This is a genomic window from Klebsiella sp. GG_Kp173, from assembly GCF_040062415.1.
Taxonomy (GTDB): domain Bacteria; phylum Pseudomonadota; class Gammaproteobacteria; order Enterobacterales; family Enterobacteriaceae; genus Klebsiella; species Klebsiella quasipneumoniae.
Genome location: NZ_JBEAFZ010000002.1, coordinates 317,635 through 331,909, shown reverse-complemented (window position 1 = coordinate 331,909; position 14,275 = coordinate 317,635). Strand labels below are relative to the sequence as shown.

At 58.3% G+C, this 14,275-nt stretch carries 10 protein-coding genes; 3 read left to right on the top strand and 7 right to left on the bottom strand.

The features are described from left to right. Positions 1-313: 313 nt before the first annotated feature. The 4 genes from phoH to efeU form a co-directional block, all read right to left on the bottom strand. On the bottom strand, positions 314-1,102 hold the full coding sequence (phoH, locus tag ABLU50_RS03400) for a phosphate starvation-inducible protein PhoH (RefSeq protein ID WP_002898923.1): 789 nt from the start codon (positions 1,100-1,102) through the stop codon (positions 314-316). A gap of 504 nt (positions 1,103-1,606) precedes the next feature. Continuing rightward, positions 1,607-2,890 carry an iron uptake transporter deferrochelatase/peroxidase subunit gene (gene efeB, locus ABLU50_RS03395; protein WP_048323645.1) on the bottom strand — a complete coding sequence of 428 codons (1,284 nt, stop codon included), beginning with the start codon at positions 2,888-2,890 and terminating at the stop codon, positions 1,607-1,609. Positions 2,891-2,894: 4 nt separating this feature from the next. Then, positions 2,895-4,022, bottom strand: coding sequence for an iron uptake system protein EfeO (efeO, locus tag ABLU50_RS03390; protein ID WP_017901109.1), 1,128 nt, complete (start codon positions 4,020-4,022; stop codon positions 2,895-2,897). 51 nt (positions 4,023-4,073) lie between these two features. Next, the gene (gene efeU / locus ABLU50_RS03385; protein ID WP_004204515.1) at positions 4,074-4,904 is read right to left on the bottom strand and encodes an iron uptake transporter permease EfeU; all 831 of its coding nucleotides are present in this window, start codon (positions 4,902-4,904) and stop codon (positions 4,074-4,076) included. A 270-nt stretch (positions 4,905-5,174) separates the two neighbouring features. On the opposite strand from efeU, the gene ABLU50_RS03380 reads away from it, so the two are divergent. After that, positions 5,175-6,359, top strand: coding sequence for a nucleoside transporter C-terminal domain-containing protein (locus ABLU50_RS03380; RefSeq protein ID WP_087832968.1), 1,185 nt, complete (start codon positions 5,175-5,177; stop codon positions 6,357-6,359). 31 nt (positions 6,360-6,390) lie between these two features. On the opposite strand, the gene ABLU50_RS03375 is transcribed toward ABLU50_RS03380, so the two are convergent. Together ABLU50_RS03375 and putP are read right to left on the bottom strand one after the other, a co-directional pair. Beyond that, entirely contained in the window at positions 6,391-6,825 is a 435-nt protein-coding gene (locus ABLU50_RS03375; RefSeq protein ID WP_087832951.1) for a DUF3574 domain-containing protein, read from the bottom strand. Between the two features lie 134 nt (positions 6,826-6,959). After that, complete coding sequence (gene putP, locus ABLU50_RS03370) at positions 6,960-8,468, bottom strand: sodium/proline symporter PutP (RefSeq protein WP_004147889.1); 1,509 nt, start codon at positions 8,466-8,468, stop codon at positions 6,960-6,962. A 420-nt stretch (positions 8,469-8,888) separates the two neighbouring features. On the opposite strand from putP, the gene putA reads away from it, so the two are divergent. Beyond that, on the top strand, positions 8,889-12,851 hold the full coding sequence (gene putA / locus ABLU50_RS03365) for a trifunctional transcriptional regulator/proline dehydrogenase/L-glutamate gamma-semialdehyde dehydrogenase (RefSeq protein WP_348864549.1): 3,963 nt from the start codon (positions 8,889-8,891) through the stop codon (positions 12,849-12,851). Positions 12,852-13,030: 179 nt separating this feature from the next. After that, the gene (locus tag ABLU50_RS03360; protein WP_023317894.1) at positions 13,031-13,426 is read left to right on the top strand and encodes a lysozyme inhibitor LprI family protein; all 396 of its coding nucleotides are present in this window, start codon (positions 13,031-13,033) and stop codon (positions 13,424-13,426) included. Here the strand turns inward: ABLU50_RS03360 and rutR are convergent, their stop codons facing one another. After that, positions 13,427-14,065 (bottom strand): HTH-type transcriptional regulator RutR, encoded by a 639-nt coding sequence (gene rutR / locus ABLU50_RS03355; RefSeq protein ID WP_004204508.1) that lies wholly within the window; start codon positions 14,063-14,065, stop codon positions 13,427-13,429. Between the last annotated feature and the right edge of the window lie 210 nt (positions 14,066-14,275).

Here is a 14,275-nt window from a genome sequence, read left to right as displayed (position 1 = left end):
GAACCCCCGACCGGGGTTCGACAACTGGCGCAGCCAGTTGGACAGACCGCGAGCCTGCGAGCGGGCTGCCCCGCAGGGGCGAGCGAAGCGAGTCAATCCCCCCCTCACCGCCATATTTTAAGAAGAGCTCGTATGCAAGTACGGGCTTTTTTTTCGCATGTGGCACCGCAGACATCCCCGGGGTCGGCATCAATGCCTCTCCCGGGCTACCAGACCGTACCCGCCAGGTAGCCCGCTATGCACAGCGCCGCCGGAAGGCCCCCCAAAAACAACAAAGCCCGGGCTCGCCCGGGCCTTGCTCACAGTATGACGATTAATAATAGGCTTTCAGCGTCCGCTGGCAGAGGGCCGAGCGCACGCAGTCATCGGTGGTGAAACGCACGATGCCGATCATCTCGTCTTCCTCAAAACGCGCCAGCGCATCGCTCAGGCCGGACCGCACCCCTGAGGGCAAGTCGCACTGGGTGATATCGCCATTGACGATGACCGTCACGTTCTCCCCGAGGCGGGTTAAAAACATCTTCATTTGCGCTGCGGTCACGTTCTGGGCCTCGTCCAGAATCACCACCGCATTTTCAAAAGTACGTCCGCGCATATAGGCGAACGGCGCGATTTCCACCTTGCCGATTTCCGGACGCAGACAGTACTGCATAAAGGAAGCCCCCAACCTTTTCACCAGCACGTCGTAAACCGGTCGGAAATAGGGCGCGAACTTCTCGGCGATATCTCCCGGTAAGAAGCCGAGATCTTCGTCGGCCTGCAGAACGGGACGGGTAACAATAATTCTGTCCACATCCTTATGGATCAGCGCTTCAGCTGCCTTCGCCGCACTGATCCAGGTCTTGCCGCATCCGGCTTCGCCGGTGGCGAAAATCAGCTGTTTATTGTCGATGGCATTCAGATAATGCGCCTGAGCCTCATTGCGCGCCTCAATTGGGGAAGTATCACGGCTGTCCCGCGCCATGCCAATTGCTTCTACGCCACTCATTTGCACAAGCGATGTGACCGATTCTTCTTCACGCTGCTTATGGCTGCGTGAATCCCGTCTCAGCACACGTTTTGCTTCACGACGAGCTTTGATCACTGCTTTTTGTCTTCCCATGGATAGCACCTTGCGTTGTAGGTTTACATCACACGCGTCAACATCGACGCGACTATGCGCACGAACGATTGAGGTTTGGCTTCCTTGTAAGCCATTGCTTGCCGGTAGAACTGACAACGAGTCGCGGCTACGCGCACCGCGTACCCTGCCAAGGTGGTAATAATTCGAAGCGGAGGGAGAAAGAGTGAGAAAATCGCTGCCGGAAGCGGGGCTTCCGTGCTGAAGAGTACGGTCTGTGGTTTTACGTTGTCCGGTACGGGACCTTACCATTCGCGATCTCCATAGTGAAACGTCACACTGCCGGGAACTACCGCGTATGTAATAAGTACATCAAATAAGATTCTTAATGCAACTTATTTTTCACAATGACGCAACAAATAGTTCTTAAGCAAGTGTAGGAGACTATCGGTCATTTGTATTACAGAAATATAACACATGGCAGGAAATATAATAAAAAAGAGAAAAACAGCAGAAAACGCCCTGCCCTTGCGGACAGGGTCGGTATCAGGCCTGCAGCAGCGTCTGTCCCAGGTAGTGCTTATCATCCACCACGCCGGGTAAAACAAAGAAGTAGCCCCCGCCGATGGGTTTGACGTACTCCTCCAGCGCCTCGCCGTTAAGCCGTTTCTGCACCGTCAGAAAACCCTTTTCCAGATCGTGCTGATAGCAAACGAACAACAGCCCCATATCCAGCTGCCCGGCATTAGTGACTCCCAGCGAATAACTGTAGCCGCGGCGCATCATCAGGCTGGACTGGGTTTCCGGCGTGCGAGGGTTGGCCAGACGAATATGGCTATCCAGCGCGATCGTCTCGCCGTTAGGATCTTTACTGTAATCCGGGGTATCGTGTTCGTTTTTCATCCCCAGCGGCGCACCGGTGTGCTTGTCGCGGCCGAAGATGGTCTGCTGCTCCTTGAGCGGCGTCCGGTCCCAGAACTCGACGTGGAACTGGATGATGCGCGCCGCCTGATAGCTGCCGCCCACCGCCCAGGCCGGCTCGTCCTGATCCGCCGTGACCCACACGACCTGATCCATCAGCGCGCTGTCATGGCTCGCCGGGTTAGCGGTACCGTCCTTGAAACCCAGCAGGTTGATGGGGGTTTCTTTGCCTTTGCTGCGCGCCGCGCTATCGGAGATAAACCCTTCCCGCTTCCAGCGCACGCTGAGCAAATCCGGCGTATGTTTGATGACATCGCGCAGGGCATGGATCACCGTGTCCTGAGTATTGGCGCAGATCTGCAGCAGCAGGTCGCCATGGCACAGGGCGGCATCCAGTGAATCATTGGGGAAGCGAGTCATCGGCTGCAGCTTTTTCGGCGCTTTATCCGCGAGACCAAAGCGCTCATCAAACAGCGAATGGCCGACCGAGACGGTGATGGTCAGATTATCCGGGGCAATCCACGGCCCTAAGATGCCGGAATCCATCGGCGGCAGACGCGGATTAGGCGTATCCGGCGCCGGGCCGCCCTGGGTTAAAAAGGCGATACGCTGGGTCAGCAGCCGAAACAGACGCTCGAGGTCGGCTTTATCTGACGCCAGCACATCGAACGCCACCAGCATCATCGAGGCCTGCTGCGGCGTCAGAATACCCGCCTGGTGCGGGCCATAGAATGGCTGTTTTTCCTGGCGCGCGTCAGGTGTGAGCGTCCCGGGGGAACTTTCCGCTTTTGCCGCATGCGCCACCGGGCAGCCGCCGGTGATGGCCAGCGCGCCGCCAAGCGCGCCGATCCCTTTCAGTAAGCGACGACGTGACGGCTCGTTCACGTCGTGTGGTTTCTGTTGTGCCATCGACTTAGTCCAGACCCAGGATCCCGCGCAGCTGAGCCAGATCTTCCGCCAGGGTGGTGATCGGCCCTTTCAGCGCATTACGGTCAGCGGTGGTCAGCTTATCGTAAGTTTCGAAACCCTCTTTGGTGCGGTATTTGCTGAGGATACTGTCCACTTTCTTAAAGTTGGCGTCCACTTTAGCCAGCAGTGCGCTGTTCTCTTTTTGCAGCTGCGGGCGCAGCAGATCGACAATTTTCTGCGCGCCGTCAATATTGGCCTGGAAGTCCCACAGGTCGGTATGGCTGTAGCGATCTTCTTCACCGCTGATCTTGCTGGCTGCGACTTCTTCAATTAATCCTGCCGCCCCGCCCACGACTTTTGACGGTGGGAACGCCAGCTCGCTGATGCGCTTTTGCAGCTCCAGCACATCGCTGTTCAGTTGATCGGCATATTTTTCCATGCCCTTGACGCTGTTATCGCCAAACAGCGCCTTTTCCAGACGGTGGAATCCGGTGAATTTCGGATCTTCCGCTTTTTTCTCGAAATCGTCTTCGCGGGCGTCGATGCTGCCGTCAAGGTCAGAGAACAGCTCAGCAATCGGCTCAATGCGCTCGTAATGCTGGCGCGTCGGGGCGTACAGCGCTTTCGCTTTTTCGATGTCGCCAGCTTTCACCGCGTCGGTAAAGGCTTTGGTGCCGCTGACCAGCTGCGCGGTTTCCGCCGTCACATAGGCTTTATAAGCGGTGATCGCTTCGCCGAGGCTCAGCACCGCATCCGCTTTCGCCGCGTCTTTGGTGGCGGCGCCGGTGACGATCAGTTTGCCTTTCGGGTTGGTGAGCAGACCGCAGGTCATGTCATATTCGCCCGGCTGCAGGTTTGCGGTGAGCTTCTGGGTAAAGCCCGGCGCGATGTTTTCGCGCTCTTCCACCACCATCACCCCTTTCAAAATCTCCCACTCCAGCGCTTTCTGGCTGTGGTTCTGAATAATAAACTGGGTTTTACCCGCGTTAACGGTCACCTGCATCGGCTCGCACTGTTTGTCGTTGACGGTGACTTTGACCTGCGGGATATCCGCAGCCTGAGCACCGAATGCAGAGCTGAGCAGCGCGGCCACGGTCACCCGCAGCGCATTACGGCGAAAATGAATCATCATGATCATCCCTTTCGGTAAGTAGAGTGTCGCTTATAAGCTCGCAGCGCCCGGTCAGGCAGCCCGCGAGGCAGTCGTATTATTTCGCGGCGGCAGCGCAAACAGCACCAGCGCCGGGATCAGATAAAGCAGATAGACAGCCACTTCGCTGACGCTTGGCGTCTCCTGGTAGCCGAAGATCCCTTCCAGCAGCGTGCCGAACAGCGTATGCGTCGACAGCACAGTGCTCAGATCGAAGGCGGTCTCCTGGAACAGGTTCCACAGGCCCGCCTCGTGGAAGGCGCGGATCGCCCCCGCCGCCAGGCCAGCGGCCACCAGCAGGATAAACAGGCTGGTCCATTTGAAGAACACGCCAAGGTTGAGACGGATACCGCCCCAGTAGAGGAGGAAACCCAGCACGATTGCCGTGGCCAGCCCCAGCATCGCCCCCAGCGGCGGCCAGATGCCAACGTCCTGCTGGAATGCCGCCAGCAGGAAGAAGACCGACTCCAGCCCCTCACGGGCGACCGCGAAAAAGACCATCATCACCAGCGCCCAGCCGTGGTGATTGCCGCGCTGTAGCGCCTTATCCACGGCCTGCTCCAGCTGCTGCTTGACGTTGCGTGAGACATTGCGCATCCAGAAGACCATCCACGTCAGGATCACCACCGCAATGACCGCGACGATCCCTTCGAACAGCTCCTGTTCGCGCTGAGGAAATTCCCCGGTGGTTTCGTTGATAAAGATGCCTAAGCCAAGACACAGCGCCGCTGCGAGGATCACGCCAATCCACATCACGCCAATCCAGTTGCCGCGCTGGGTGCGTTTCAGATAGCTGGCGATCAGGCTGACAATCAGCGCCGCCTCCAGGCCTTCGCGTAACATAATGAGAAATGGGACAAACATGCCAATACCCTTAAATGTAAAGCACCGTCAACGAATGCAAAAACAAGTAATATTTATGATAGTGATTATCATTACAATACTCAGAAACACAAGCGAAATGTTTAGAGAATGATGACTATCTGTAAATAAATCGCTGGCAAATAATGACTTATGAAAATATTCGCCTGTTATGAGGGAAAAGAATAAGCAAAGGATTTTTTACGCCAGATATTTACCCGTCGCGGCGGCTATGGCTAAATGGCGGCCTTATTGACCTGCGAAAAGAACAACATGACTGCATTTTTTCATTTCCTGCTGGCGCTGGCGGTGATCCTCGCCCTGGCCTGGCTTGTCAGCTACGACAGACAAAAAATTCGTATTCGTTATATTCTCCAGTTGATTATTATAGAAATAGCGCTCGCTTTCTTTTTCCTGCACGCCGAAAGCGGCCTGTGGCTGGTAAAAAATATTTCCGGCTTTTTTGCTTCGCTGTTAGGCTTTGCCGCCGAAGGGACCAATTTCGTCTTTGGCGGCATGAGCGAAAAAGGCTTAGCCTTTATTTTTCTTGGCGTCCTGTGTCCGATTGTGTTTATTTCCGCGCTGATTGGTATTCTCCAGCACTGGCGGATCCTGCCGATTTTTATTCGCGTGATTGGCACCCTGCTGTCGAAGGTCAACGGCATGGGTAAGCTGGAATCTTTTAACGCCGTCAGCTCACTGATCCTCGGCCAGTCGGAAAACTTCATCGCCTACAAAGGCGTACTGGGCGACCTCTCCTCACGGCGTCTGTTCACCATGGCGGCGACGGCCATGTCGACCGTATCGCTGTCGATCGTCGGTGCCTATATGACCATGCTGGACGCCAAATATGTCGTCGCGGCGCTGATCCTGAATATGTTCAGCACCTTTATCGTGCTGTCGGTGATTAACCCGACGCGGCCGGGCAGCGAGCAGGAAATAAAGCTGGAGAAGCTGCATGAATCACAGAGTTTCTTTGAAATGCTCGGGGAATATATTCTGGCCGGCTTTAAAGTGGCGATTATTATTCTGGCGATGCTGATCGGCTTTATCGCCCTGATCAGCGCCATTAACGCGCTGTTCGCTACCCTATTTGGCCTCAGCTTCCAGCAGATCCTCGGCTACGTCTTCTATCCGTTAGCCTGGCTTATCGGCATTCCGCTGAGCGATGCGCTGAACGCCGGCAGCATCATGGCCACCAAGCTGGTCGCTAACGAATTTGTGGCGATGATTGAGCTGCAAAAGATTGCCGCCAGCATGACGCCGCGCGGGCTCGGCATTCTCTCGGTCTTCCTGGTGTCGTTTGCTAACTTTGCTTCAATCGGCATTATCGCCGGGGCGATCAAAGGCCTGAATGAACCGCAGGGCAATATCGTTTCCCGCTTCGGCCTGCGGCTGGTGTTTAGCGCCACGCTGGTGAGCCTGCTTTCCGCCAGCTTCGCCGGGCTGGTGCTGTAAGACAAACGGCGGGGCTGCCCCCGCCGTTTACTCAGAACTGCACGCAGACCGCCTGGTCGACACGCATCACCGACTCCTGCGCGAAGCGCGATTTATAGCCCTCGCGCAGGGCCTCAATACCGGTCTCGCTCTGCGCGTCGTGGCCATGGATCACCATCAGCGCCTTGCTCTGCTCCCGCACCACCTGACCATTCTGGCCAAGCCACTGGCCGTGGGCATCAAACACCGTCAGCCCGTCGCGAAAGCGCGGCGTGACGTCGCGGTCGACAAACTGTTGCCACTCTTCAGCGGTGATGTCTTTCCCCGCCGGGCGGCTCAGACCGAAGTAAAGCGTGGTTTGCACCATGGACTGATCCGCCGGGCAGGCGCCGGGCTTCGGCGCGCTGGTCGATGAACTTCCACCCGCCGCGCAGCCGCTGAGTAACCCTGCCAGCACCAGCGCCATTGCACCCTGTCTGAACGTCATCTTTGCTATCCTCATTGTTATTAGTCAGGAAATATCAGCGGATTTTCAAATAATTAGCAAGGGTTATAATATTCCGGCCCGGCAACAGGCAATAAAAAGCCCGCCAGCGGCGGGCTCGTGAGCGTCAGATGAGCTTACTCAGCCGTGGCGCGTACCGGCGGCGGCGTATGGTAGTGGGCATCCGCTTCAGCGAAGCGCTGCTGCATGCTGGCTGACGGCGCTTTATCCAGCAGGCTAAAGACCACAATCCCGATGCTGCCGAAGACAAAGCCCGGAATAATTTCATACAGGCCCAGCCAGCCAAACTGCTTCCAGACGATCACGGTCAGGGCGCCAATCACCATCCCGGCCAGCGCGCCGTTACGGGTCATACGCGACCACATCACCGAAAACAGCACCACCGGGCCAAAGGCGGCGCCGAAACCGGCCCAGGCATAGCTCACCAGACCCAGCACGCGGTTCTCCGGGTTGGCCGCCAGGGCAATGGCCACCAGGGCAACCACCAGCACCATCATACGGCCCACCCAGACCAGCTCTTTCTGACCGGCGTTTTTGCGCAGGAAGGCTTTATACAGATCTTCAGTAATCGCGCTGGAGCAAACCAGCAGCTGACAGCTCAGGGTGGACATCACCGCCGCCAGAATCGCCGACAGCAGGATCCCGGCAATCCACGGGTTAAACAGGATTTGCGCCAGCTCGATAAACACGCGTTCGGCGTTCTGGTTAACCGCGCCCGCCAGGCTCGGGTTGTTATTGAAGTAGGCGATGCCAAAGAAGCCGACGGCCACCGCCCCGCCGAGGCAGAGGATCATCCAGGTCATACTAATGCGACGCGCGTGGACGATGCTGTGGTGCGAATCCGCCGCCATAAAGCGCGCCAGAATATGCGGCTGACCGAAATAGCCCAGTCCCCAGCCCATCAGCGAAATAATCGCCACGAAGTTCAGCCCTTTCAGCATGTCGATATTTTCGATACTCTTCTGCTTAATGACTTCCAGCGAATCGCCAAAACCGCCGACGGATATAATCACGATTACCGGGGTAAGGATCAGCGCGAAAATCATCAGGCTGGCCTGCACGGTATCCGTCCAGCTGACGGCGAGGAAGCCGCCGACAAAGGTATAGATAATTGTCGCCGCCGCGCCGGCCCACAGCGCGGTTTCATAACTCATGCCAAAGGTGCTTTCAAACAGACGCGCCCCCGCCACAATTCCCGAGGCGCAATAGATAGTAAAGAACAGCAGAATAACCAGCGCCGAAATAATTCTCAGCACCCGGCTTTTATCTTCAAAACGGCCGGTAAAATAATCAGGCAGCGTCAGGGCGTTATTATTCACCTCGGTATGCACGCGCAGGCGCCCGGCGACCAGCTTCCAGTTAATCCACGCCCCCAACGTTAAGCCGATGGCAATCCAGCTTTCGGAAATCCCGGAGAGGAAAATGGCACCCGGCAGGCCCATCAGCAGCCAACCGCTCATGTCCGAGGCCCCGGCGGAAAGCGCGGTCACAAATGGCCCCAGACTCCGCCCCCCGAGAATATAATCATCAAAGTTTTTGGTCGAACGCCAGGCAATAAACCCTATCAATACCATACCAAAAATATAAACAATAAATGTCACCAGCATCGGTGTGCTAATAGCCATGCAAAGTCTCCAGAATTTTTATCGACAGCGTCCAACTTCGTCGTTTTTTTCCACTACCGGAACGGGGTAATGGCGCATTGTTTAATTGGGCGACCGTATCCTGACGGAAGCTTCGGTTTTTCACAAACGATTTAACACAGCATTTACACGAAAATCCGACGGCGCAAAACGTCAATTTGCGAGAGGTTGCACTCTCTCACGTTTTTAAAGGTTGCACCAAACAAAAGTGTTAACTCACGCATACAAATACCCTATGAGCCCGGGGTTAAAATTCTGCTATTTTAGGCATTATTTTTAACAAATCCGCCATTTCACGGCTTTCGTCACAAGCCATAATTAACATGGTTGCACAAAGTTGCAACATAGTGGATATTTCCATGCAACCGCATAAGCTAACGATAAATGACAGGAGTTTTGAGCATGGGCACCACCACCATGGGTGTTAAGCTTGACGACGCAACCCGCGAGCGCATTAAGTCCGCCGCGAGCCGCATTGACCGCACGCCGCACTGGCTGATTAAGCAGGCCATCTTCAATTATCTGGAAAAACTGGAGAACGATGAGACGCTGCCCGAGCTACCGGCGCTGCTCTCCGGGGCCGCCAACGAAAGCGATGACGCCAGCGTATTAACGGAAGAGCCGTATCAGCCGTTCCTCGAATTCGCCGAGCAGATCCTGCCGCAGTCGGTAAGCCGCGCGGCGATCACCGCCGCCTGGCGTCGCCCGGAAACCGACGCGGTGCCGATGCTGCTGGAGCAGGCCCGACTGCCGCAGCCGCTGGGCGAGCAGGCGCATAAGCTGGCGTATCAACTGGCGGAAAAACTACGCAACCAGAAGACCGCCAGCGGCCGCGCCGGCATGGTGCAGAGTCTGCTGCAGGAGTTCTCCCTCTCCTCACAGGAAGGGGTGGCGCTGATGTGTCTGGCGGAAGCCCTGCTGCGTATTCCGGATAAAGCCACCCGCGATGCGCTAATCCGCGACAAAATCAGCAACGGCAACTGGCAGTCGCACATTGGCCGCAGCCCGTCGCTGTTCGTCAACGCCGCCACCTGGGGGCTGCTGTTCACCGGCAAACTGGTCTCCACCCACAACGAAACCAGCCTCTCCCGCTCGCTGAACCGCATCATCGGCAAGAGCGGCGAACCGCTGATCCGCAAGGGCGTGGATATGGCGATGCGACTGATGGGCGAACAGTTCGTCACCGGGGAAACCATCGCCGAAGCGCTGGCCAACGCCCGCAAGCTGGAAGATAAAGGTTTCCGTTACTCTTACGACATGCTAGGCGAAGCGGCCCTGACCGCCGCCGACGCCCAGGCCTATATGGTCTCTTATCAGCAGGCGATCCACGCCATCGGCAAAGCCTCTAACGGCCGCGGCATTTATGAAGGGCCGGGCATCTCCATTAAGCTGTCGGCTCTGCACCCACGCTACAGCCGCGCCCAGTATGACCGGGTGATGGAAGAGCTCTACCCGCGTCTGAAATCGCTGACCCTGCTGGCACGCCAGTATGACATCGGCATTAACATCGACGCCGAAGAAGCGGACCGTCTGGAGATCTCTCTCGACCTGCTGGAAAAACTGTGCTTCGAGCCGGAGCTGGCGGGCTGGAACGGGATTGGCTTCGTGATTCAGGCCTACCAGAAGCGCTGTCCGTTTGTCATTGATTACCTGATTGACCTCGCCACCCGCAGCCGCCGTCGCCTGATGATCCGTCTGGTGAAAGGCGCCTACTGGGACAGCGAAATCAAACGCGCGCAGATGGAAGGTCTCGAAGGCTATCCGGTCTACACCCGCAAGGTTTACACCGACGTCTCCTATCTCGCCTGCACGAAAAAGCTGCTGGCGGTGCCGAACCTGATTTATCCGCAGTTCGCCACCCACAACGCCCATACCCTGGCGGCTATCTACCAGCTGGCGGGCCAGAACTACTACCCTGGCCAGTATGAGTTCCAGTGCCTGCACGGCATGGGCGAACCGCTGTACGAGCAGGTGGTGGGCAAAGTCGCCGACGGCAAACTGAACCGGCCGTGCCGGATCTACGCCCCGGTGGGCACCCACGAGACGCTGCTGGCGTATCTGGTGCGTCGTCTGCTGGAGAACGGCGCCAATACCTCCTTCGTCAACCGTATTGCGGACAATACCCTGCCGCTGGACGAGCTGGTGGCCGACCCGGTCAGCGCAGTAGAAAAACTGGCGCAGCAGGAAGGCCAGGCCGGCCTGCCGCATCCGAAAATCCCGCTGCCGCGCGATCTCTACGGCAGCGGCCGGAGCAACTCCGCCGGTCTGGATCTGGCTAACGAGCATCGTCTGGCCTCCCTCTCCTCTTCCCTGCTCAACAGCGCCCTGCATAAATGGCAGGCATTGCCGATGCTGGAGCAGCCGGTAGCCGAAGGCGAGATGCAGCCGGTAGTCAACCCGGCTGAGCCAAAGGACATTGTCGGCTACGTCCGCGAAGCCAGCGATGAGGAAGTGCAGCAGGCACTGACCAGCGCTATCAACAACGCGCCAATCTGGTTCGCCACCCCGCCGCAGGAGCGCGCCGCCATTCTCGAGCGCGCCGCGGTGCTGATGGAAAGCCAGATGCCGACCCTGATGGGGATCCTGGTGCGCGAAGCGGGTAAAACCTTCAGCAACGCCATCGCCGAAGTGCGCGAAGCCGTTGACTTCCTCCACTACTATGCCGGCCAGGTGCGCGACGATTTCGATAATGAAACCCACCGTCCGCTGGGTCCGGTGGTCTGTATCAGCCCGTGGAACTTCCCGCTGGCGATCTTCACCGGGCAGATTGCCGCCGCGCTGGCGGCCGGCAACAGCGTGCTGGCGAAACCGGCCGAGCAGACGCCGCTGATCGCCGCCCAGGGCGTGGCGATCCTGCTGGAAGCCGGCGTGCCGCCAGGGGTGATCCAACTGCTGCCGGGCCGCGGGGAAACCGTCGGCGCCGCGCTGACATCCGATGAGCGCGTGCGCGGCGTGATGTTCACCGGCTCCACCGAAGTGGCCACCCTGCTGCAACGCAATATCGCCAGCCGCCTCGACGCTCAGGGACGCCCGACGCCGCTGATCGCCGAAACCGGCGGGATGAACGCGATGATCGTCGACTCGTCGGCGCTCACCGAGCAGGTGGTGATCGACGTCCTGGCCTCCGCATTCGACAGCGCCGGCCAGCGCTGCTCCGCCCTGCGCGTCCTCTGCCTGCAGGAAGAGGTAGCCGACCACACCTTAACCATGCTGCGCGGCGCGATGAGCGAGTGTCGGATGGGCAATCCGGGCCGCCTGACCACCGATATCGGTCCGGTTATCGATGCAGAAGCGAAAGAGAATATCGAACGCCATATTCAGACGATGCGCGCCAAAGGCCGCACCGTCTATCAGGCGGTGCGCGAGAATAGCGAAGACGCCCGCGAATGGAAGCAAGGGACCTTCGTGCCGCCGACGCTTATCGAACTCGACAGCTTTGACGAGCTGAAAAAAGAGGTTTTCGGCCCGGTGCTGCACGTGGTGCGCTATAACCGTAACGAGCTGGATAAACTGGTGGAGCAGATTAACGCCTCCGGTTACGGCCTGACCCTCGGCGTGCATACCCGCATCGACGAGACCATCGCCCAGGTCACCGGCAGCGCGAAGGTGGGCAACCTGTACGTCAACCGCAATATGGTTGGCGCCGTGGTCGGCGTGCAGCCGTTCGGCGGCGAAGGGTTGTCCGGTACCGGTCCAAAAGCCGGCGGCCCGCTGTACCTTTACCGTCTGCTTTCCAGCCGACCGCAGGGCGCCGTTGGCGTGACCTTCGCCCGCCAGGATGCAGAGCGTCCGCTGGACGCCCAGCTGAAAACGCTGCTGGAAAAACCACTGCAGGCGCTGCAGCAGTGGGCGGCGGGCCGACCTGAGCTGCAGGCGCTGTGCCAGCAGTACAGCGAGCAGGCACAAAGCGGCACCCAACGCCTGCTGCCGGGGCCAACCGGCGAGCGCAACACCCTGACGCTGATGCCCCGCGAGCGCGTGCTGTGCGTGGCGGATAATGAGCAGGATGCGCTGATCCAGCTGGCGGCTGTGCTGGCGGTCGGTTGTGAAGTGCTGTGGCCGGACAGCGCCTTGCAGCGCGATCTGGCGAAGAAACTGCCGCGGGACGTCAGCGAGCGGATCCGTTTTGCCAAAGCGGATCAGTTGCCCGGTCAGGCCTTCGACGCGGTTATCTATCACGGCGATTCCGACCAGCTGCGCGAGCTGTGCGAGCAGGTGGCGGCGCGCGACGGGGCGATTGTCTCCGTGCAGGGCTTCGCCCGCGGCGAAACCAATCTGCTGCTGGAGCGGCTGTATATCGAGCGTTCGCTGAGCGTCAACACCGCGGCGGCAGGCGGTAACGCCAGCCTGATGACCATCGGCTAACCCGGGCCCCCCGGTGGCGCTGTGTTACCGGGGCTACATAACACCGTAAAGGGTAGCCCGGATAAGGCGTTGTGCGCCGCCATCCGGGCTATCTGCGATGCGATCAGCTAATGACAGCCGACGTCAGCTGTGCTTAATTAGGGCTCCCTGACGGGAGCCTTTTTTATGGGAGCAGAACAATGAAACGCATGTTATTTGCCGTGGCGGCCCTGCTGGCCAGCGGCGCGGCGCTGGCGGACGAGTGCAGCAACGCCAACACCCAAACCGAAATGAATCAGTGCGCGGCCGCGCAGTTTCAGGCGGCCGACAAAAAACTGAACGACACCTGGCAGCAGGCTCTGCAGCGGGCGGCGGGTAAACAGCAGACATTACTGAAACAGGCGCAGCAGGCATGGATTGCTCTGCGCGACGCCGACTGCGCCTTCCTCGCGTCCGGCGCGGAAGGCGGCAGCATGCAGCCGATGCTGCTGAGCCAGTGCATGACCGATAAGAGCGTGGAGCGGGAATCTTTCCTCGCCTCACTGCTGCAGTGCGAGGACGGCGATCAAAGCTGCCCGCTGCCGCCGGCCAATTAACTAACGGACGCGAATGCCTTCGATAATCATCCGCTGGACATTATCGACCGTTTGCTCAAAAAAGGCCGCGTCCTGCAGCGTGGCGCCGGTGACCGCCTCTACCTGGGTGGCGAAGTCGGCGTAATGCTGGGTAGTGGCCCAGATCATAAAGATTAAATGCTGCGGATCGACCGGCGCCAGCTTGCCGCGGTCGATCCAGCCGGAGACAATCGCCGATTTCTCATCGACCAGCGCTTTCAGATCCCCGGTCAGCTCACCCATTAGCAGCGGCGCGCCCTGCAGCATCTCGAGACAGAAGAGCTTCGAGGCCTGGGGGTGATCGCGGGACACCTCCAGCTTCAGGCGAATATACTCGCGGATCGCCACCAGCGGGCTGATATCCTCGCGAAAGGCCTTCAGCGGCGCCAGCCAGATGGCGAGGATCTGCTGCAGAACGGCCACGTACAGCGCCTCTTTCGAAGGGTAGTAATAAAGCAGATTGGTTTTCGACACCCCGGCGCGCTCAGCTACCTGCTCCAGCCGCGTACCGTGAATACCAAATTGCGAAAATGCCTCCAGCGCGGCGGCCAGGATGGCCTCCTTTTTGGCGCTGACCGCTTGTGAACGTTTGCCGTTTTTCTTCACCGCGCCCTGTGCCATACATCCTCTCCTTCAGTTGACGCCACCAGCATAGCAAAAGCCCTTCGCCGACACGACCCCATGCACCCTGATTGCGCATGACTGCCGTTTTTTCGTGCACTGATTTTGACCATCCAGTCCACTTTTTTATCGTCCTTTTTAGCAACCCAATAGCAACACATTAATAACATTAACATTTATAAAACTGGCATCGCGTTTGCTTTACCTGTT